This is a genomic window from Stenotrophomonas maltophilia group sp. msm4, from assembly GCF_032025605.1.
Classification (GTDB): Bacteria; Pseudomonadota; Gammaproteobacteria; order Xanthomonadales; family Xanthomonadaceae; genus Stenotrophomonas; species Stenotrophomonas sepilia.
This window is the reverse complement of the sequence record NZ_JAVSKK010000002.1, coordinates 352,469-372,618: the sequence shown is the minus strand read 5'-3', so window position 1 is coordinate 372,618 and position 20,150 is coordinate 352,469. Positions and strand designations below refer to the sequence as shown.

The following is a 20,150-nucleotide window of genomic DNA, read 5'->3' as shown; positions in this document are numbered from 1 at the left end:
CCATCTTTCATTCCACTGTGACGCTCTTGGCGAGGTTGCGCGGCTTGTCGACATCCGTACCTCGCGCCAGCGCGGTGTGATATGCGAGCAGCTGTACCGGAATGGTGTGCACCACTGCACTCAGCGCGCCCACGTGCCTCGGCGTGCGGATGACATGAACGCCCTCGGACTCCATGAAGTGGCTATCCTGGTCGGCGAACACGAACAGCTCGCCTCCGCGCGCACGCACTTCCTGCATGTTCGACTTCACCTTCTCCAACAGGCTGTCGTTGGGCGCGATCACCACCACCGGCATGTCTTCGTCCACCAGTGCCAGCGGGCCGTGCTTCAGCTCGCCGGCCGGGTAGGCCTCGGCGTGGATGTAAGTGATTTCCTTGAGCTTGAGTGAACCCTCAAGTGCGATCGGGAAGTGCATGCCACGACCCAGGAACAACGCGCTGCTCTTGCGCGCGAACCGCTCGGCCCAGGCGGCGATCTGCGGCTCCATGTTCAGCGCGTGCTGCACGCTGCCCGGCAGGAAGCGCAGCTGCTCCAGGTAGTCCGCTTCCTGAGCCGCGTCGATACGGCCATGCAGCTTGCCCAGCACCACGGTCAGCTGGAACAGTGCGGCCAGCTGGGTGGTGAAGGCCTTGGTCGAGGCCACGCCGATCTCGGCGCCGGCGCGGGTGTAGCAGACCAGCTCACTGGCGCGCGGGATCGCACTTTCCGGCACGTTGCAGATCGACAGCGTGTGCTGGTGGCCCAACGATTTGGCGTACTTCAGCGCTTCCATCGTATCCAGCGTTTCGCCGGACTGCGAGATGGTCACGATCAGATGCTTGGGGTTCGCGTAGGCCGCGCGATAGCGGTACTCGCTGGCGATCTCCACGCTGCACGGCAGGCCGGCGATGGCTTCGATCCAGTAGCGCGCGGTCAGGCCGGCGTAGTAGCTGGTTCCGCAGGCAATGATCTGCACGCCTTCGATGCCCGACAGCACGGCCTCGGCATTCTTGCCGAACAACTCGGCCGGGAAACCACCGGCGTCGATCGCCGCCTCGATGGTGTCGCCCAGCGCGCGCGGCTGCTCATGGATTTCCTTCTGCATGAAGTGGCGGTACGGGCCCAGCTCCAGCGATGCCAGCGACACATCGGACAGGTGCACGTCGCGCTCGATCGGCTGGTCATGCTCATCGAAGATGCGCACGCCCTCGCGGCGGATCTCGGCGGTGTCGCCCTCTTCCAGGAAGATCACCTTGCGGGTGGCCGAAATCACGGCCGAAACGTCGGAGGCGACGAAGTTCTCGCCCTCGCCCAGGCCCACCAGCAACGGGCAGCCCATGCGCGCGCAGACAAAGCGCTCCGGCTCGGCGCGGCTGACCACGGCCAGCGCGTAGGCACCGGTCAGCTCCTTCACCGTACGCTGCAGCGCCACCAGCAGGTCGTCGACGTCCTTCAGGTGGTGATGGATGAGGTGCGCGATGACTTCGGTATCGGTCTGCGATTCGAAGGTGTAGCCCATCGCGCGCAGCCTCTCACGCTGCGCTTCGTGGTTCTCGATGATGCCGTTGTGCACCAGCGCCACGCCGTGGCTGATGTGCGGATGCGCGTTGGCCTCGGTGACGCCCCCGTGGGTGGCCCAGCGGGTGTGGCCGATGCCCAGCACTGCATTGAATCCTTCGGCCTCGGCCGCCGTAGCCATTTCCAACACGCGACCGGTGCGACGCACCCGGCGTACCTCGGGGCGCTCGGTGTGGTCGATCACCGCGATGCCGGAGGAATCGTAACCGCGGTACTCAAGCCGCTTCAGACCCTCGATCAGCACTGGTACCACGTCGCGATCGGCGATTGCACCCACGATTCCACACATGTCACGCGATTCCTTGAAGACGATCAGCGCATTCTAGCCTGCGCGTCCGGCTTCCCCCTCCTGTCCGCTTAATGAAAGTGTACGGAAAGGTGTCTGCATTGCGGGAGGGGGAACCGATTTAGTTCGTCCTGGACGCCTCGCCCCCAGCGGGCTCATCCAGCAAGCGCTTGATTTCATTCATCACAACGGCCAACCCCTCACGCCAGGTTGGGAAAGGAGTGCCTAGGGCCTGCTGCAGCTTGCGGTTGTCCAGCACCGACCAGGCCGGACGCTTGGCCGGGGTCGGATACTCGGAGCTGGGAATCGCCTCGACCGTCGGCACCTTGGCCAACACGCCGGTGGCCAACGCTTCGGCGAAGATCGCTTCGGCGAACCCATGCCAGCTGGTCTGGCCGCTGGCGGTCAGGTGCCAGGTACCCGACAACTGCCCCGGATGCTGCAGCACCTGCAAGGTGACATCAGCGATCAGTGCGGCCGGCGTCGGCGTGCCGACCTGGTCGGCCACCACCCGCAACGCATCGCGCTCGGCGCCCACGCGCAGCATGGTGCGCAGGAAGTTCGCGCCGTGCGAGGCATACACCCACGCCGTGCGGAAAATCAGATGGCGGCCACCGGCCGCACGCACCGCGTCCTCGCCATCGCGCTTGCTGGTGCCATACACGCCCAGCGGTGCGGTCGGCTCGTCCTCGCGGTAGGGCGCACTGCCCTGACCATCGAACACGTAGTCGGTCGAATAGTGTACGAACGGCACGCCGTGGGCCGCGCACCAGCGCGCGATTACGCCCGGCGCCTGCGCGTTAGCGGCGAAGGCGGCATCAACGTCCTGTTCTGCGCGGTCAACGGCGGTGTAAGCGGCCGCATTGACCACCAGCGACGGCTGCACGCGGTCCAGCAATGCAGGCAGGCCGTCGGGCTGGCCGAAATCGGCCGTTTCACAGGCACTGCCGTCCGGCAGCTTGCCGCTGCGGGTGGTCGCGACCACCTTGCCCAGCGGTGCCAGCGCGCGCAGCAGCTCCTGGCCAACCTGGCCGTTGCCACCAAACACCAGCACGGTCATGGCACGTAGACCGGCAGGCGGTCTTCAGCGATGTCCTTCAGGAACGGCGCGTTCTCGTCCTTGGCCGACAACGTCGGGACACTGACCGGCCAGTCCACGGCGATGTCCGCATCGTTCCAGCGCACGCCGGCATCGAATTCCTTGAGGTACACCTCCGTGCACAGATAGCTGAACACCGCACGCTCGGACAGCACGGCGAAACCGTGGGCGAAGCCCTCTGGAATCCAGAACTGCTTCTTGTTCTCCGCGCTCAGCACCACCGCTTCCCACTGGCCGAAGGTCGGCGAGCCGCGACGGATGTCCACGGCCACGTCATAGACCTCGCCTTCCAGCACGCTGACCAGCTTGCCCTGCGGCCGCGGCCACTGGTAATGCAGGCCGCGCAGCACGCCCTGCGCAGAGGTGGAGACGTTGCTCTGCACGAAACGGTCCGGCAGGCCCAGCGCGGCGAAGCGCTCGGCGTTCCAGGTTTCGAAGAAACAACCGCGGGCATCGCCGAACACCGCCGGCTCGATCACCGCGCAGCCGGGCAACCGGGTTTCAATCACTTTCACGGAACGACTCCACGCACGGCGAGCTTATGCAGGTATTCACCGTAGCTGTTCTTGATCAACGGCGCGGCCAGCGCTTCCAATTGTCCAGCGTTGATCCAACCCTTGCCGAACGCGATTTCTTCGGGACAGCAGACCTGCAGGCCCTGACGGGTCTGGATCGTCTCGATGAAGTTGGATGCTTCCAGCAGCGACTGATGCGTACCGGTATCCAGCCACGCATAGCCACGGCCGAGCGCCTCCAGGTGCAGGTCGCCTTGGGCCAGGTAACGCTTGTTGAGATCGGTGATCTCCAGTTCGCCACGCGGTGACGGCTTCAATTCGGCCGCGTAATCGCAGGCCTTGCCGTCATAGAAGTACAGGCCGGTCACCGCATAGTTGGAGCGTGGCGCTGCCGGCTTCTCTACCAGATCGATCACCTTGCCGCTATTGTCGAACTCGGCCACGCCGTATCGTTCCGGATCATTCACCCAGTAGCCGAACACGGTCGAACCGCGGACGCGTTCATCGGCGCGCTTGAGCACTTCGCGCAGGCCGTGGCCGTGGAAGATGTTGTCGCCCAGCACCAGGCAGCTCGGCTTGCCGGCGACGAAGTCGCGGCCGATCAGGTAGGCCTGGGCCAGGCCGTCCGGACTCGGCTGCACCGCGTATTGGATATCCATGCCCCACTGCGAACCGTCGCCCAGCAGCTGCTGGAACAAGGCCTGCTCGTGCGGAGTGTTGATGATCAGCACTTCGCGGATGCCCGTCAGCATCAGCACGCTGAGCGGGTAATAGATCATCGGCTTGTCGTACACCGGCAGCAGCTGCTTGCTGACGCCCTTGGTGATCGGATACAGCCGGGTACCGGAGCCGCCGGCGAGGATGATGCCTTTACGCTGCGTCATGTCGTCTCCAGGGTTCAGGCCGCAGTGCCGATGCGCTGCAGACGGTAGCTGCCGTCCAGCACACCGTTGACCCAGTCCTGGTTGTCCAGGTACCAGTCGACGGTAAAGGTGATGCCCTGCTCGAAGGTGTAGGCCGGTTCCCAGCCCAGATCGTTCTTCAGCTTGGACGCATCGATCGCATAGCGACGGTCGTGGCCGGGGCGATCAGTGACATAGGTGATCTGGCTGCTGCGCGGCTGGCCATCCGCACGCGGGCGGCGCTGGTCCAGCAGTGCGCAGATGGCCTGCACCACTTCGATGTTCTGCTTTTCCGAATTGCCGCCGACGTTGTAGGTCTCGCCGACCTGGCCCTTGGCCAGCACGGTGCGGATCGCTTCGCAGTGATCGGACACGAACAGCCAGTCGCGCACCTGCTTGCCATCGCCGTACACCGGCAGCGGCTCGCCGGCCAGCGCCTTGGCGATCATCAGCGGAACGAGCTTCTCCGGGAAGTGATACGGGCCGTAGTTGTTGGAACAGTTGGTGGTCAGCACCGGCAGCCCGTAGGTGTGGTGGAAGGCGCGGACCAGATGGTCCGAAGCGGCCTTCGACGCCGAATACGGGGAATTCGGAGCGTACGGCGTGGTTTCGCTGAACCTGCCGGTCTCGCCCAGGGTGCCGTACACCTCGTCGGTGGACACATGCAGGAAGCGGAAGGCCGCGCCCTGCTCGGCCGGCAGCGCCTTCCAGTAATCACGCACGGCTTCCAGCAGGCCCAGGGTGCCCACCACATTGGTGTGGATGAACGCCCCCGGGCCATCGATGGAACGGTCGACGTGGCTCTCAGCAGCGAAGTTGAGCACCGCGTCCGGCTGGTGTTCGGCCAGCAGGCGGGTCACCAGGGCACTGTCGCCGATGTCGCCCTGCACGAACACGTGGTTCGGGTTGCCGTCCAGGCTGGACAGGGTCTTCAGGTTGCCGGCATAGGTCAGAGCATCGAGATTGACGACCTTGATGCCACGGGCGACCGCTTCGAGAACGAAGTTGCCGCCGATGAATCCGGCACCGCCGGTGACAAGCCATGTGGACACTACCTGATCTCCTGTTGATCAATCATGTCGGTCGCAGCAGCAACCTGATTCAGCTCGACAGGATACATCGGGGCCACTTTCACGACTGCCTTCACGCTGTGAACGAAGCACAGCACTCCCAAAGTTCTTGCGGCACTGCAACACAACCATACGCATTCGCATGGTCCCCTCAAGCCAGCTAGAATCAGGATCCCACCCCCGAACCGGTTGCTTTACGAGGACCGGACGTTCTCCCCGTTATTGAAGGACCCCGTACCAGATGAAAATCCTCGTCGCGTACAAGCGCGTGGTGGACTACAACGTCCGCATTCAGGTCAAGCCGGACGGTTCCGGCGTGGTCACCGACGGCGTCAAGCTGTCCCCCAATCCCTTCGATGAAATCGCCCTGGAAGAAGCCCTGCGCCTGCGCGACAAGGGCATCGCCAGCGAGGTCGTGGTCGCCACCATCGCCCCGGCCGACGCCCAGGCGCATCTGCGCAATGGCCTGGCCATGGGCGCCAACCGTGCGGTCCATGTGGTCACCGACCAGGCCATCCAGCCGCTGACCGCCGCCCGCACCCTGCTCAAGCTGATCGAGAAGGAACAGCCGGACCTGGTGATCCTCGGCAAGCAGGCCATCGACGACGACGCCAACCAGACCGGCCAGATGCTGGCCACGCTGTGGGGCCGTCCGCAGGCGACCTTCGCCAGCAAGCTCGAGATCGCAGACGGCAAGGCCACGGTGACCCGTGAAGTCGACGCTGGCCTGGAAACGCTGGAAGTCGATCTGCCGGCGGTGGTCACCACCGACCTGCGCCTGAACGAGCCGCGCTTCATCAAGCTGCCGGACATCATGAAGGCCAAGGCCAAGCCGCTGGAGACCCTGCAGCTGGCCGACCTCGGCGTTGAAGCCGCCGACACCTTCAAGACCACCCAGTACGCCGCACCGTCCAAGCGCAGCAAGGGTGTGATGGTCAAGGACGCGGCCGAACTGGTGGCCGCACTCAAGCAGAAGGGGCTGCTGTAATGAGCAAGATTCTCGTCATCGCCGAACACCACGACGGCAAGCTCAACGCCGCCACCGCCAAGACTGTCAGCGCCGCCGCCGCCATCAGCGGTGCCAGCATCGATGTCGTGGTGCTGGCCGCCGATCCGGCCGCCGTCGCCGCCGAGGCCGCGAAGATCAGTGGCGTCGCCAAGGTCCTGACCGTGGCCAACGCCGCCAACGCGCAGGCCATCGCCCAGGTGCTGGCGCCGCAGATCGCGCAGCTGGCCAAGGGCTACACCCACGTGTTCGGCCCATCGACCACCTTCGGCAAGGACCTGATGCCGTGCGTGGCCGCGCTGCTGGGCGTCAACCAGGTCTCCGACCTGATGACCGTTGAAGGCAGCCATACCTTCAAGCGCCCGATCTACGCCGGCAACGCGATCATCACCGTGGAAGTCCCGGCCGACCAGATCGTGGTCGCCACCGTGCGTGCCGCCTCGTGGCCGGAAGCCGCCCAGGGCGGTAGCGCCACCATCGAAGCAGCCAACGTCGATGCTGCCCTGCCGACCCACACCCGCTTCGTCGGCCTCGCCGCGGGTGCCAGCGACCGCCCGGACCTGCAGAGCGCCAAGCGCGTGGTCTCCGGTGGCCGCGGCGTCGGTTCGGAAGAAAACTTCAAGGTGATCTTCCAGCTGGCCGACAAGCTCGGTGCCGCCGTCGGTGCCTCGCGCGCCGCGGTCGATGCCGGCTACGTCCCCAGCGACCTGCAGGTCGGCCAGACCGGCAAGATCATCGCGCCGGAACTGTACGTGGCCGTGGGTATCAGCGGTGCGATCCAGCACCTGACCGGCATCAAGGATGCCGGCACGATCGTGGCGATCAACAAGGATCCGGATTCGCCGATCTTTGAGATTGCCGATATTGGTCTGGTGGGGGATCTATTTGCGATCCTGCCGGAGCTGGAAAAAGCACTTTGACGTGCATCTTCCGCTGGCTTCGGCCAGCGGCATGGTCCCCCTTGAACTCAAGCAGGTAATCGTGAGTATTCCCTACAAGAAGGTAATGGTCGTTTTCGGCACCCGTCCGGAAGCGATCAAGATGGCTCCGGTGGTGGAAGCCCTGAAGGCCCGGCATGAAATCGAGACGATCGTTGCAGTTACCGCGCAGCATCGACAGATGCTCGATCAGGTTATGGATCTATTCGGCATCACGCCGGATGTCGACCTCAACGTGATGGAACCTGGCCAGACGCTGGCAAGCCTGTTTGCCAAGATCCTGACGGGCATGACCGCAGTCATCGCCGAGCACAAGCCGGACCTCGTGCTGGTGCATGGTGATACCAGCACAACGCTGGCCAGTGCGCTGGCAGCGTTCTACAATCGCGTGGCCGTGGGCCATGTGGAAGCTGGGCTGCGTACCGGCGATATTTATGCGCCGTGGCCTGAAGAGGCCAATCGCCGCCTGACCGGGCCACTGACCCGCCTCCACTTCGCGCCGACTACCCGCTCGCGGGACAATCTGCTGGCCGAAGGCACCTCGAGCGAGGACGTCCACGTCACCGGCAACACCGTGATTGATGCCCTGCTCAGCGTCGCCGACAAGCTCAAGCACGATTCGACTCTGGCTGAATCGATGCGCGAACGCTTCCCGTTCCTTGATGCTTCCAAGCGGCTGGTGCTTGTGACCGGCCATCGCCGTGAGAACTTCGGCAGCGGATTCGAGAACATCTGTGAAGCACTGAAGGCCCTGGCTGCGCGCGGCGATACCCAGATCGTCTATCCGGTCCATCTCAATCCCAACGTGCAAGGGCCGGTCAATCGCATCCTCGCCGACGCACCAGGCGTCGTGCTGATCGAGCCGCAGGACTACCTGCCATTCGTGTACCTGATGACCCAGGCGACGCTCATCATCACCGACTCCGGCGGCGTCCAGGAAGAAGCACCGTCGCTGGGCAAGCCGGTGCTGGTGATGCGAGATACCACCGAGCGCCCGGAAGCAGTGGACGCAGGTACCGTACTACTGGTTGGCACCGATGCCCAGCGCATTGTCGAAGAAGCCAACGCGCTGCTCGACGACACGCACGCCTACCAGCAGATGTCGCGGGCGCACAACCCGTATGGCGATGGCTTGGCCAGCAAGCGCATCGCAGACATCATTTGTGGAACTGCATCGCAGCCCTAAGCGAGACCAACCATCGCTGCGCAATCCTTGATTGCGCAGCGATGCGCGGAGACCCGATCAGCGATCATCGTTCAGGCATTGAGCGTCCTCAGCACACTTGCGCGGCAACTCGCGACTAAGGCGATACCGACTGCAGGCGAGCACTCCAAGGCCCGCCTGCGCCGATGGCCGCCGAGCCTAACGGCCAGCGCTCCTTGCAGCGTCCCGTTGGACGCTGGTACAGACGGCACTAAGTTGCTGCCCAAGACTACGCCAGCTGTACTTCTCGAACGAGTCAGCGCCAACAACCAGGCCATCTTCCAGCGTAGCTTGCTTCTTCATGGATATGAGGTCACCGAGCAGGCTGGCTATATCCGAAACACGCGCATCCACGACGTAGCCGCAACGCTCGGCGGAGATAAGAGCCGCCGCAGCATCCCCGGCATCCGAACGTATATGCAGTATGGGCCGTCCACTTCCCATGTACTCGAACACCTTGCCAGGCACTTGGGTCATTCCGGCGTTCCCGATGCTGACCAGTAGATCCGCCCCCCCCTGCAACCGCAGCGCATCCGCATGCGGCAGGGAACCCAGCCATGAGCAATTGCTGTTGCCTCTATCCAAGAACTCCTGCACATGGCGAGGAAGCTCCGGCGCCGCCATCACAAGAGCGCAGTCCTGGACCTGCGCAACTGCACGCAACAGTGGCATTGGATCGCGGAATGGATAGAAGCGCCCGGTATAGACTAGGCGCAGCACATTGCCTTCGACTCGTCCCTCATCAACCGCATTTGGCTGCGGATCGAAACCCTGCGGGATGACGTGCAGTTTCGAAGCAGCGCCATGCCGCTCCTCGAAAACCCTTGCAGTCGCGGCGGATGTCAAAACCACTGCAGCGGATTGCTCGCACACTTCGCGTTCAAGACGCAAAGCACGCGCGTGCCAACGCGGTGTGGTGTAGGTAGCGAGGATGGGATCCCCCAACTCAGAAACCAATGCCACCCCAGTTTCCCCGGCAAATCGCATCGCTGCCATTACCCCAGCCGCAGGCTCATGTGATCCGATGATCAGGTCCGGCACGCCCCCGCGCGCGCCAAGCGCGCGCGCTCGCCGCAAAGCGCCCTTCACCCAAAGCGATCGCGAATCTGGGAACAGCAAAAGATCGGTCATTCTCCGGATTGAATGGATGCACTTCCCCTTCCAGTTCAACCCCTTATGTGCACGAACCGGAGCACTCGCCTGAGGGCTGGCGATCTGCTCTGCCGGCCCCTGCTTCAACCGGATGACGAGACCGTCGATGCCACCAGGATTGACCCGGTGCACCGCAACACCACTAAGCAGCTCATATGGCAGCGCGGCCGTCGGCCCCATCGCAGCGATGACATCCACCTCATGCCCACAGGCCACCAGTTCCCTCGTCAACCGGGAAACACGAAGTGCCTGCGGCGCATCTGAAGGAAGGAACTCATAGCTGAATACAAGAATGCGCATTATTGCTTCCGACCTTCACCACGTCGACCTGCGGCAACCAACCGCCAACCCGCTCAGGTTGGCGGCGCCAGGAATCACCCTTGAGGCGGGACATCGAAGAAGTAGTTCGGGCGATGCCCCCACTTTTCCTTGAAGTAGCGTGAGTTGCTCCGGAACAGCGCGGCGTAGCTCTCGGAACCGGCACTGGCCGCTGTGGTCTGATGGGGCTGATGCCGAAGCCCCTGCAGATCGCGATAGGCCAGATAGTACCCGGCATTCAGTATGCTGAAGGAAATATCGGTATCCTCGAAGCAGGTCGGATCGTATGCCTCATCAAAACCACCAACCGCATCGAAAGTCACCCTGCGCAGGAACATCCCGCCGGAGCCCAAGTAGGCGATGTCGGTCCTGTAACCCAGCTCACGATACTCGGGCGTCAGCGTTCCGCGGGCCGGAAGATAATCAGCGATAGGGCCACCCACACTTTCAGTTCCACCACTGAACCAACCTGCGGCCCATCCGACCGCGCCGATTCGGGAGTTTCCCGCCAGAATCGACAATGCCTCCTCAAAGGTCCCACGACTCGTCAACCACTGATCGGAATCGAAGAAGGCAATCATCGATCCCCCCGCATGCTGCACGCCCAGGTTACGGCCGGAGCTGCATCCGTTCTTCGAGTTTCTGATCACCAGCACGTCCGGGAACAGGGATTCAACCAGCTCTGCACCACCATCCGTGCTGGCATTGTCGACAACAATGATTTCCCGGAGATAGTCCTGCCCATGGAGCCTGAGGCTGGAAATGCAGCGTTCGATGATCCGGGCATTGTTATGGATCAACACAATCGCGCTGATGTCCTTGCCAAACTGACGCGGAGGTACGATCGCATCAGCACGGGCTGCCCAGGAATTCCTCATCAGGAAGCTGTCCACCTTGGCGGGATCGGCCCGCAACTCGGTCGCGCACAACTCGGCGAAATGCTGCCCGTCGCGAGCGACAAACACGTTCGGGTAGCCGTCCAACTCCGGGAGCGCATTGGCGATAACCGGAACCCCCATGGCAAGGTATTCGAATACCTTGATCGGAGACACCGCATCGGAAATGTGACCTGGAATGAATGGCAGCAACGCCGCATCGCAGTGACGAAGATAGGCGGGCAGCTCTTCGATGTTCTTGCTTCCCAGGAAGTAAACATTCGGGGCCACCGTTCGACCAGCAGGCGCATCACCAATCAGATAGATATTGGCAGCCTGCCCGACACGGCTCGCTGCCAAGCTGATGGCATCCCAATCGAACCATTCGCCGTAGAGAGAGCCAAAGTAAAGCAAAGAACGCTTGTCAGGGTCGATCTCTACCGGCCGGGCGTATTCCTTGTAGGAATCGAAGATACGTTCATTCGCAGCGTTGGGCAGATACAGCGCGTCGCGTCGCCCGGCGCGCACCAGCTTGTCCCTCAGCACTTTGGCAGTACCAACAACGACTTCGCTTTCAGTGATGTATCGCGACATCACCGCTTCATCAAACCAATCCCCGCCCAGAGAGCTGTCCCAGGCATCGATCAATTCGAAAACACGTCGCCCCCCCACTTCACCGAAGTGATCGAAATAGGGAATGAAGCCCTTGTGCGGCATCTCAAACACAGCTACGTCGTTGGGTGATATTCCATCCACGACGTCTTTGACAGAAATCCTGTCCAGGAACAGATGGGTCAAACCGTCTGACGTAAACGTACTCTCGACGGGAACCCCTCCCTCCCACTTGCGGTAGGCATACACGTAAGTCACGCGTTCACCGCGCTCAAGCATGACGCGGGTCAGCTGGGCAGCACGCTGCCCGCCGCCGATGTCGTCGAACGGTACGCCCGTAAAGACGAAAATCCGGCGGTTCGCCTTCATTGCAGGATTCAGATTGTCCAGCGTCTTTTTGACCTCCACCAATTCAGACCGAAGGTGATCAAAACGCCCATGCGAATCCTGAAGATTGATTGACATCGGCAGTTCACGTGCGTCCACCTGCCCCCGGAACCTGGCCATTACCCTTCGCAGCGGGCCGGTCAATCGCCAGCTTTTGCTGGTCCGGATCATCTCTATCTGTCGAGCTAACTCATCGCGTTGCGCGGTGATATCCGATGCATACGATGAAAGGTCCTTGGCCAGATCGGCCGCACGGCGAATCGATGCGCGCGTATGTGCAACGTCTACACCCGTATCGACCAGCTGGGCTCGTGATTCCGCCGGGGCGCTCTGCTTCGGGAGAGCCTTAGGAACCGGCAGGTCAGATACCTCCGGCTCGGCAACAGGCGGCTCCGCCTCGACTGGCGCCACCGGCTGATAGGCCACAGCCTCGGCCTTGGATACCGCTTCTTGCAGAGCTTGAACTTCCAGGCTCAATCGATCCCGCTCTTCGATCCTAGCAATGGCGGCGCTCTGCTCGTAGCTGACGCGCCCCTCAAGCTCGGCAATCATGAGACGCTGTTGCACCGATTGCTGACGTTCTTGGATCAGTGCATTGATGAGCGCAGCCTCTCCTTCGTTCTGAACATCCGGTCGCAGGGCTACCGGTGCGGCTATATGCCCCAGCTTGAGTCTCGCCGCGAGCGGAGCGTCGTTGCGAAGATAAACCAGCAGAATCTGCTTTCCGGCCCATTCCGTTTCAGGAATTGAAGAGCCATCTACGATTCGATGATAAGCGAGGAAAAAATCGCCTTCGAGTCGGAACGGAATGTTGCCAGCTTCGAAGGTATAGAAATGCTCCTCAATCCTTAGATACTCCTCATATGGGACCAACAGAATGACGCCCATTTTCGCGATGCGCGACACAGCATCGAGCATTTTCCATGGGGTATGGAAGTGCTCCAACGTGTTGGAGCTAAAGACAAAATCCCACTGCCGATCGATATTTACTTCAGCGACATCGAAGCACTGAAAATCAATATTCGGGTAGTGCAGTGTGGCGTCCTCGATGGCTGTAGGCGAGAAGTCACAGCCACTCACGATCGCTCCGTCGATGGATTGCGCCAGCACATAGGTTCCATCGCCGAGCGCACAGCCCCAATCGAGCAGAGTCAGCCGGTCCGACGCAAGTGACCACTTCAACCAGTCAGGCAGGAGGCCGACACCCAGGCGCGCAAAGAAACGGCTCTGCTCCCTGCCGCGCCGTTCGGCCCAGTTTTCCTTGAAACGCTTATCCCAGTATTCCTTTTCATTCACATCAGACATTTGTGAACTTCTCCTGCTTGACTGTAATAGTTGCTGGGATATTGAAGACCCCGAAGCGCCGGACTCGACTGGTGACAGAGAAGTAATGCGCTCCTTCGACGTACTCAAAGTACTGGATCGCTTCGATGGTTCGATCTTCCAAAGCGAGTACCAGCAGATACTTGCCCTCGGTCAAGCGATTCACGAATTCAAAGCCGACATCGACAGCACCAGCACGACCGGAGAACAGCATCGGGTTCTCATCGTGGGTCGACACCACGAACAAGTCGGTGCCCCGCAGATCCTTTATCGATATCGACAGCGCTACATTGGCCGGATCAACCTGTTCGGGCAGTCGGACTCTTACCCGCACACGAAGCGTATCTCCATACTCGACTACCTTGGCGGTTCTTCCATCAACACCCTCGAATGACCATGAGGGAATTGACCCCACATTCGAGCCCCAATGGCTGATCGGCGCCAACCGGGTCTCACCTGGAAGCAAGCCTGGCACCAGATCCTGCGCAGCGGCCTCAACGGGCGATGCACTCCCCTGACCCACCGGTGCTAGCTGTGGGTCGCCCTGCGGCTCTACGGAAGCCGACGCTACCGACTCATCGGTGTCTTCGAACATCTTCTCCATGTAGCGTGATGTCACACCGAAGACATCGCCAAGAGCGACCATCTTGCCGGAATCAAGCCAAAGGGCACGATCGCAGAGCGTTCGCACGATACCTACGTCATGACTGACGAAGAGCAGGGTGCAGCCTCTCTCCCGCAGCGACCTGATCCGCTTGATGCATTTGGCTGAGAATCTCGCATCACCGACGGCGAGAGCCTCGTCCACGATGAGGATTTCTGGATCAACATGCGATGCAACTGCAAATGCAAGCCGCACGAACATTCCACTCGAGTACGTCTTGACCGGCTCCTCCAGGAATCGACCAATCTCCGCGAAAGATACAATTTCATCAAAACGTGCTTCAGTTTCCGCGCGCGTTAGGCCCAGCAGCGCAGAATTCATGAACACGTTGTCCCGACCTGTGAACTCCGGATCGAAGCCAGCCCCCAGTTCAAGCAAGCTGGCAATGCGGCCGTGGGTACTTACCTTGCCTTCGCTTGGCTCGATGACCCCACAGACCAGCTGCAGCAAGGTGCTCTTGCCACTGCCGTTACGGCCAATGATGCCGACGGATTCTCCGCGGTCCACAGAAAAATTGAGATTGCGAAGCGCCCAGAACTGGTCGGTCGGGGGCGGCTTCCGATTGAACAGTTTCGCTCGAAACTGTACTCCCGGTGAAGGCTTCAACGGGTATGCTTTTCCAAGTTCCTCGGCAGAAAGAACGAATGACATCAGATTGCGTCCGCGAAGCCAGATCTCATCCGGCGGAAGAATAGATAGCCGACCGTCATGACGACCGCTGCAATGAGAAGATGAAGGGGGTAATGCAACAGATCCAGTTTTTCTGGCCACAGCAGCAGCGCACGCGAAGACTCGATGGCGTAGCTCAACGGATTGAACTGCATCACCTGCCTCAGGACCGGAGGAACGCTGGCCATCGGATAGAAGATCGGCGACAGAAACATCAGCGCGATGTTAAAAGTTCCCACGATCTGGTCAGTATCGCGGAAGTATGCCCCCAAGGTTGCTAGGAACCAGCAGATGCCCATTGTGATCATTATCAACGGCAGCCAGACCAAGGGTAGCAGAAGCACCGCATACGGCAAGGCACCCTTGATGCAGATGTAGAACACAACCCAAACCAGCAGCGCGATCATCGCGTGATAGGCGGCACTACCCAGCGAAACGCCCGGAAGTATGGCGAGCGGGAAAACCGCCTTCTTCACCAGATTGGAATGGGATCGCATCGAGGAAGCGGCCGATGCGAATGATTCCGTAATGAACAGATAAGGGATCTTTCCCAGGAACAGAATCAGGACATAGTCCCAGGGACTGGCGATCGACGGCCATCGCGGCTGAAAGATCAATCCGAACACGACGGTGTAGATGCCGATCATCATCACCGGCTGGATGATTGCCCACAACATCCCGCCTGCCGTTGATTTGTAGCGCCGTTCGATGTCACGCCGCACCATCTGGCTGTAGAGATAGTAGAGCTGTGAGTACCGACCAGCTCCCGGGGAAGCCTGAATGCTCACAGCGCCCTCTCCAAATCCACCTGCAGATCCCCCAACTCCTCCACACCCACGCTCAGCCGCACCAGCGCATCGCTAATGCCCAGCTGCTCTCGGCGCGCCACCGGGATCGAAGCATGGGTCATCACCGCCGGGTGATTGACCAGGCTCTCCACGCCGCCCAGCGACTCGGCCAGGGTGAACAGTTCGGTCTTCTCGCAGAAACGCTTGGCCGCCTCGAAACCGCCCTTGAGCACGATCGAGACGATGCCGCCGTAGCCGGCCATCTGCTTGCTAGCCAGCTCATGCTGCGGGTGCGACGGCAGGCCCGGGTAGATCACCTTTTCCACCGCCGGGTGCTTTTCCAGCCACTGCGCCAGCGCCATCGCATTGGCACAATGCGCCTTCATGCGCAGCGGCAATGTCTTCAGGCCGCGCAGGGCCAGGAAGCTGTCGAACGGGCCCTGCACTCCACCCACCGAGTTCTGCAGGAACGCCATCTGCTCGGCCAGCGGCGCGTTGTCGCCGACCACGACCATGCCACCGACCATGTCCGAATGGCCGTTGAGGTACTTGGTGGCCGAATGCAGGACCAGGTCCGCGCCCAGTTCCAGCGGACGCTGCAACATCGGCGAGGCGAAGGTGTTGTCGACCACTACGATCAGGCCATGGCGCTTGGCGATGGCGGCGACCGCGGCGATGTCGACGATCTTCAGCATCGGGTTGGTCGGGGTCTCGATCCAGACCATCTTCGTCTTCGACGTGATGGAGGCTTCGAATGCCGCCAGATCGGTCAGGTCGACGAAGCTGAAATCCAGCCCGGCGGTGCGGCGGCGCACGCGCTCGAACAGGCGGAAGCTACCGCCGTAGATATCGTCCATCGCCACCACGTGGCTGCCGGCGTCCAGCAGCTCGATCACGGTCGAGCTGGCCGCCATGCCCGAGGCGAAGGCGAAACCGCGGGTGCCGCCTTCCAGCGAGGCCACGCAGCGCTCATAGGCAAAGCGCGTCGGGTTGTGGGTACGCGAGTACTCGAAGCCCTGATGCTCGCCCGGGCTGGACTGCGCATAGGTCGAGGTGGCGTAGATCGGCGGCATCACCGCGCCGGTGCTGGGATCGGGCGACTGGCCGCCGTGGATGGCCAGCGTGGCCAGGGCCAGCGCGCGGTCGGGCGAAGAGGAGTTGGACATATCGTTTCCTGAATGGCGCCGACGTGCGGCGCCGTCAAAGGATCGGGAGTCTATCAGCGCAGCCTTAACGAGCTTTGACGCGAATAAACCGGAATTCAGCGGTGAACGGCAGCGATCAGCGGCTTACTGAACGCGCCGACGCAGATAGTTCAGCAGGTCGATGCGGGTGATCAGGCCGAGGAAGGCGTCACCGTCCATCACGATCGCCACCTGCCCGCGGTCGAACACCGGCAGCAGGGCCTCGATCGGCGACTTCACGTCCAGCCGGTCCAGCTTGCTGACCATCGCGGTGGCCACGGTGTCGCGGAAGCGCGCTTCGTCGCCGTAGACATGCAGCAGCACGTCGCTTTCATCGACGATGCCGACCAGCTGGTCACCGTCCATCACCGGCAGCTGCGACACGTCATACAGCTTCATGCGCTGGTAGGCGGTGGTCAACAGGTCGTTCGGGCCGATCACCACCGTGTCGCGCTGGCCGTACGGGCGCAGGATCAGGTCGCGCAGGTCGCCGTGCTGCGGGCGCTCCAGGAAGCCGTTGTCCAGCATCCAGTAGTCGTTGTACATCTTCGACAGGTACTTGTTGCCGGTGTCGCAGACCAGCACCAGCACCTTCTTCGGCGTGGTCTGCTCCTTGCAGTACTTCAGCGCCGCGGCCAGCAGGGTGCCGGTGGACGAACCGCCGAGTATGCCTTCCTTGCCCAGCAGCTCGCGCGCGGTGTGGAAGCTCTCGGCATCGCTGATCGCATAAGCCTTCTTGACGCGGCTGAAGTCGGAGATCGAGGGCAGGAAGTCCTCGCCGATGCCTTCCACCAGCCAGCTGCCCGACTTGTCGTTGAGCACGCCGTCGTTGATGTATTCGGCCAGGATCGAGCCGACCGGATCGGCCAGCACCAGCTCGGTCTTCGGCGACAGCTTGGCGAACGCGCGCGACAGGCCGGTCATGGTGCCGGAGCTGCCGCAGCCGAACACGATGGCGTCGAGGTCACCGCCCATCTGCTCGAGGATTTCCGGGCCGGTGCCGAACTCATGCGCGGCCGGGTTGTCCGGGTTGCCGAACTGGTTGATGAAGTAGGCGCCCGGGGTCTGCTCGGCGATGGTCTTGGCCAGGTCCTGGTAGTACTCCGGATGGCCCTTGGCGACGTCTGAACGGGTCAGGCGCACTTCAGCGCCCATCGCCTTCAGGTTGAAGATTTTCTCGCGGCTCATCTTGTCGGGAACGACGAGGATCAGCTTGTAGCCCTTCTGCTGTGCCACCAGCGCCAGGCCCAGGCCGGTGTTGCCGGCGGTACCTTCAACCAGGGTCGCGCCCGGCTTCAGGTCACCACGCTGCTCCGCCGCCTCGATCATCGACAGGCCGATGCGATCCTTGATCGATCCGCCCGGATTGGCGCTCTCCAGCTTCAGGTAGAGCTCGCAGACACCGGTGTCCAGGCGCTGGGCCTTGACGATCGGGGTCTGGCCGATGAGTTCGAGGACGGAGGAATGGATGGGCATTCGGAGGACTTTCGATTCGCGCCACGCAGGGCCGGACCGATGATTATCCGACGGATGGCGCTGAATGTCAGGTCGGCGCGGAGATGCCGCCCGCCGGCCCCGTAAAGGGATGCGGGCGGCCCCGGATCGACGAGGAGACCGGTACCGCCCGCATCGGTGAGTTGTGCCTGCTGGCCAAGGCACCACCGCCTGTGGTGCCTTGGCGCGGCCGCCTCATCGGCGGTGCCGCGATGCCGGGGCGGGGTCGCCCGGCGGGGCCATCGATGGCCGGGTCACGCCGTTCCGGGCGCGACGGGGTGCGTCAAAGCGTGGGGGACGTCGTTGGGAGCGGTGTTTCGTACATTCGCAGAAGGCGTTGCTTGGCCAGCAGCTTCTCACGCTTCATGCGACCCAGGGTGACATCATCGATCGGGAGTACACCCAACTCCGCGTCCATGCACTTCTTGTTCAACTTGCGGTGCTGGTCATGGAGTGCCCTGAACTCCGGATCACGCGCGCGACGGGCGTCGATCTCGCTCTGGGGCTGATCTTCAAACATGATGGACCTCCTTCGACAGATACACGAACGCCCCGGCCGCAAGGCACGGGGCGTTGTTCATGGAGGAGTGCCGGTCGATGGCCACCTGGACGCCTGCAACGACCTGCGGCACTGGCCTGCGCACGTCGATCTGCTGCGGTTCGCGCCCTGCTTGCATCGGCCCGGCCCTCCCATCGTCCGGTCCGCGGCATTGCGTCCCGGACGATTGACCCTACGCCTGCTCAGGGCGGGGTACAAGACCCCTGCGACAAAAAGACCGAACCCCGCCGGGGCGGGGTTCAGGCTGAATGCTCATCACAACGAAAAACAAACAATATCAAGCAATTACGGGGCGATGATGACCTCGGCAGAGCGCGCCCGGGTGGACGCAGCCTTCTTGCCGCTGACCTGGATCCGGTTGCTGGCGACACCACCTGCGACCAGGGCGTCGCGCAGCGCTTCGGCACGCTTCTGGCCCACGCCGTTGGCACTGTCGTAGGCCTCGATACGCAGGCGCCCCTTCTTGCCGATGTTCAGGTACTCGGCCAGGGCCTTGGCCTGGTTGCGCGCGCCGCCGGACAGGCTGGAGGCGCCTGCGGCGAACGCGTCACCCCCGAAGGTGAAGACCTCACCGCGAGCGTCGAACTTCGAACCGGGCAGCTTCTGCCCGGACACCAGCTCGGCTTCCTCGCGGGCCAGCCTGGCAGCGTTCTGCTGGGCAGCGCTCAGCCGCTGCTGCTGCTTGCCGGCCACGCTGGTCAGGGCATTCTCGGCGTCCTGGCGGGCCAGGGTCTCGGCCTCGGCCGCCTGGCGCAGGCGTTCGGCCTCCTCGGCCTGCATCTGCGCCTGCATGCGCAGCTGCTCGGCTTCCTGGCGGGCACGGGCGGCATCGCGGCGGCTGGCCTCGATCAGCAGGTCGCTGCGGGTACGCTCCAGGCGGTCGACCTCGCGCGCGGCCAGCGCGGTGCGCACGGCGGTCTCGGCAATCTCCACCCGGCGCTCGGCCAGGTAGGTGGCCAGTTCCTGGTCGCGGCGCTTGGCCTTGTCCAGGGTGGCGATCGCCTGCTGCGCCTGCATGCGCTCGAAGGCGCCCAGCTCAGCGGTATCCGGGTTGGCCTGGATGGCCATCAGGCGCTGGCTCAGCTGCGCCACCATCGGGTTGTCGGCGGCCGTGGCCAGGGTCGGCAGCGCCAGCAGCGCGGCCAGGGTTGCGGCGGTCATCGGCTTCACCGGCGGTCCTCCCCGGTCGACAGCTGGCGTTGCAGCTGGTTGACCTCGTTGCGGCGCAGCTGCAGCTGCGCGGTGACGGTGGCTTCCTCACTACGGACGCGGGCCAGATCGGCATCGGCGGCAGCGCGCAGGGCCATCGCCGGGGCGTTCTTGCGCTCGCGGCGGTCGCCGGCGGCGCGCTGGGCCTGCTCCAGCCCCTGCCGGGCCAGCCCGATCAGGTCCGGGGCGTACTGGTCGGCATCGGCCTGGGTGGCCTTGTCGACCGCCTGCCGGGCCTGCGCCAGTTCCAGGGCAGCGTCCTGCGCCCAGGCGGGGGCAGACAGTGCGAATGCAAACGCCATCACATACAGGCCATGGCGCATTCGTGCGAAGCTAAGT

17 protein-coding genes are annotated in these 20,150 nt (G+C 62.7%); 3 read left to right on the top strand and 14 right to left on the bottom strand.

Annotated elements, in window-relative coordinates:
• Nucleotides 1-7: 7 nt before the first annotated feature.
• The 5 genes from glmS to rfbB form a co-directional block, all read right to left on the bottom strand.
• Nucleotides 8-1,846, bottom strand: coding sequence for a glutamine--fructose-6-phosphate transaminase (isomerizing) (glmS, locus tag ROV93_RS10840; RefSeq protein ID WP_072167771.1), 1,839 nt, complete (start codon nt 1,844-1,846; stop codon nt 8-10).
• Nucleotides 1,847-1,964: 118 nt separating this feature from the next.
• On the bottom strand, nt 1,965-2,903 hold the full coding sequence (gene rfbD / locus ROV93_RS10835) for a dTDP-4-dehydrorhamnose reductase (RefSeq protein WP_072167770.1): 939 nt from the start codon (nt 2,901-2,903) through the stop codon (nt 1,965-1,967).
• The gene (rfbC, locus tag ROV93_RS10830) at nt 2,900-3,457 is read right to left on the bottom strand and encodes a dTDP-4-dehydrorhamnose 3,5-epimerase (RefSeq protein ID WP_072167769.1); all 558 of its coding nucleotides are present in this window, start codon (nt 3,455-3,457) and stop codon (nt 2,900-2,902) included. Before rfbC ends, rfbD begins: the two co-directional genes overlap by 4 nt.
• Nucleotides 3,454-4,341, bottom strand: a complete 888-nt coding sequence (rfbA, locus tag ROV93_RS10825) for a glucose-1-phosphate thymidylyltransferase RfbA (protein WP_180890755.1) — start codon at nt 4,339-4,341, stop codon at nt 3,454-3,456. Before rfbA ends, rfbC begins: the two co-directional genes overlap by 4 nt.
• A gap of 14 nt (nt 4,342-4,355) precedes the next feature.
• Nucleotides 4,356-5,411, bottom strand: coding sequence for a dTDP-glucose 4,6-dehydratase (rfbB, locus tag ROV93_RS10820; protein WP_180890754.1), 1,056 nt, complete (start codon nt 5,409-5,411; stop codon nt 4,356-4,358).
• 259 nt (nt 5,412-5,670) lie between these two features.
• Between rfbB and ROV93_RS10815 the strand changes: the two genes are divergently transcribed.
• From ROV93_RS10815 to wecB, 3 genes are read left to right on the top strand one after another with little or no spacing between them, the layout of a single operon-like run.
• The gene (locus ROV93_RS10815) at nt 5,671-6,417 is read left to right on the top strand and encodes an electron transfer flavoprotein subunit beta/FixA family protein (RefSeq protein ID WP_057494113.1); all 747 of its coding nucleotides are present in this window, start codon (nt 5,671-5,673) and stop codon (nt 6,415-6,417) included.
• Nucleotides 6,417-7,355 carry an electron transfer flavoprotein subunit alpha/FixB family protein gene (locus ROV93_RS10810; protein WP_072167766.1) on the top strand — a complete coding sequence of 313 codons (939 nt, stop codon included), beginning with the start codon at nt 6,417-6,419 and terminating at the stop codon, nt 7,353-7,355. The genes ROV93_RS10815 and ROV93_RS10810 overlap by 1 nt, the downstream gene beginning before the upstream one ends.
• Nucleotide 7,356: 1 nt before the next feature.
• Nucleotides 7,357-8,559 (top strand): UDP-N-acetylglucosamine 2-epimerase (non-hydrolyzing), encoded by a 1,203-nt coding sequence (gene wecB / locus ROV93_RS10805; RefSeq protein ID WP_312539715.1) that lies wholly within the window; start codon nt 7,357-7,359, stop codon nt 8,557-8,559.
• A 177-nt stretch (nt 8,560-8,736) separates the two neighbouring features.
• On the opposite strand, the gene ROV93_RS10800 is transcribed toward wecB, so the two are convergent.
• The 9 genes from ROV93_RS10800 to ROV93_RS10760 form a co-directional block, all read right to left on the bottom strand.
• Nucleotides 8,737-10,029 (bottom strand): glycosyltransferase, encoded by a 1,293-nt coding sequence (locus ROV93_RS10800; protein ID WP_312539713.1) that lies wholly within the window; start codon nt 10,027-10,029, stop codon nt 8,737-8,739.
• Between the two features lie 74 nt (nt 10,030-10,103).
• Entirely contained in the window at nt 10,104-13,226 is a 3,123-nt protein-coding gene (locus ROV93_RS10795) for a glycosyltransferase (protein ID WP_180890753.1), read from the bottom strand.
• Nucleotides 13,219-14,559 (bottom strand): ABC transporter ATP-binding protein, encoded by a 1,341-nt coding sequence (locus ROV93_RS10790; protein ID WP_072167763.1) that lies wholly within the window; start codon nt 14,557-14,559, stop codon nt 13,219-13,221. Before ROV93_RS10790 ends, ROV93_RS10795 begins: the two co-directional genes overlap by 8 nt.
• Nucleotides 14,559-15,365: an ABC transporter permease gene (locus tag ROV93_RS10785; RefSeq protein WP_080376930.1), complete on the bottom strand. Its 807-nt coding sequence runs from the start codon at nt 15,363-15,365 to the stop codon at nt 14,559-14,561. The genes ROV93_RS10790 and ROV93_RS10785 overlap by 1 nt, the downstream gene beginning before the upstream one ends.
• The gene (locus ROV93_RS10780) at nt 15,362-16,531 is read right to left on the bottom strand and encodes a cystathionine gamma-synthase (protein ID WP_072167762.1); all 1,170 of its coding nucleotides are present in this window, start codon (nt 16,529-16,531) and stop codon (nt 15,362-15,364) included. Before ROV93_RS10780 ends, ROV93_RS10785 begins: the two co-directional genes overlap by 4 nt.
• A gap of 123 nt (nt 16,532-16,654) precedes the next feature.
• Nucleotides 16,655-18,025, bottom strand: coding sequence for a pyridoxal-phosphate dependent enzyme (locus tag ROV93_RS10775; RefSeq protein WP_061480474.1), 1,371 nt, complete (start codon nt 18,023-18,025; stop codon nt 16,655-16,657).
• Between the two features lie 301 nt (nt 18,026-18,326).
• Nucleotides 18,327-18,563: a YdcH family protein gene (locus tag ROV93_RS10770; protein WP_005407964.1), complete on the bottom strand. Its 237-nt coding sequence runs from the start codon at nt 18,561-18,563 to the stop codon at nt 18,327-18,329.
• A 324-nt stretch (nt 18,564-18,887) separates the two neighbouring features.
• Complete coding sequence (locus ROV93_RS10765; RefSeq protein ID WP_080375071.1) at nt 18,888-19,772, bottom strand: OmpA family protein; 885 nt, start codon at nt 19,770-19,772, stop codon at nt 18,888-18,890.
• On the bottom strand, nt 19,769-20,134 hold the full coding sequence (locus ROV93_RS10760) for a DUF4398 domain-containing protein (protein ID WP_005415160.1): 366 nt from the start codon (nt 20,132-20,134) through the stop codon (nt 19,769-19,771). Before ROV93_RS10760 ends, ROV93_RS10765 begins: the two co-directional genes overlap by 4 nt.
• Between the last annotated feature and the right edge of the window lie 16 nt (nt 20,135-20,150).

Bases quoted from the DNA above. Each gene is read 5' to 3' on its own strand.
- glmS (WP_072167771.1), bottom strand. From the start codon at position 1,846: ATGTGTGGAATCGTGGGTGCAATCGCCGATCGCGACGTGGTACCAGTG.
- rfbD (WP_072167770.1), bottom strand. From the start codon at position 2,903: ATGACCGTGCTGGTGTTTGGTGGCAACGGCCAGGTTGGCCAGGAGCTG.
- rfbA (WP_180890755.1), bottom strand. From the start codon at position 4,341: ATGACGCAGCGTAAAGGCATCATCCTCGCCGGCGGCTCCGGTACCCGG.
- ROV93_RS10815 (WP_057494113.1), top strand. From the start codon at position 5,671: ATGAAAATCCTCGTCGCGTACAAGCGCGTGGTGGACTACAACGTCCGC.
- ROV93_RS10810 (WP_072167766.1), top strand. From the start codon at position 6,417: ATGAGCAAGATTCTCGTCATCGCCGAACACCACGACGGCAAGCTCAAC.
- ROV93_RS10800 (WP_312539713.1), bottom strand. From the start codon at position 10,029: ATGCGCATTCTTGTATTCAGCTATGAGTTCCTTCCTTCAGATGCGCCG.
- ROV93_RS10795 (WP_180890753.1), bottom strand. From the start codon at position 13,226: ATGTCTGATGTGAATGAAAAGGAATACTGGGATAAGCGTTTCAAGGAA.
- ROV93_RS10790 (WP_072167763.1), bottom strand. From the start codon at position 14,559: ATGTCATTCGTTCTTTCTGCCGAGGAACTTGGAAAAGCATACCCGTTG.
- ROV93_RS10780 (WP_072167762.1), bottom strand. From the start codon at position 16,531: ATGTCCAACTCCTCTTCGCCCGACCGCGCGCTGGCCCTGGCCACGCTG.
- ROV93_RS10775 (WP_061480474.1), bottom strand. From the start codon at position 18,025: ATGCCCATCCATTCCTCCGTCCTCGAACTCATCGGCCAGACCCCGATC.
- ROV93_RS10770 (WP_005407964.1), bottom strand. From the start codon at position 18,563: ATGTTTGAAGATCAGCCCCAGAGCGAGATCGACGCCCGTCGCGCGCGT.
- ROV93_RS10760 (WP_005415160.1), bottom strand. From the start codon at position 20,134: ATGCGCCATGGCCTGTATGTGATGGCGTTTGCATTCGCACTGTCTGCC.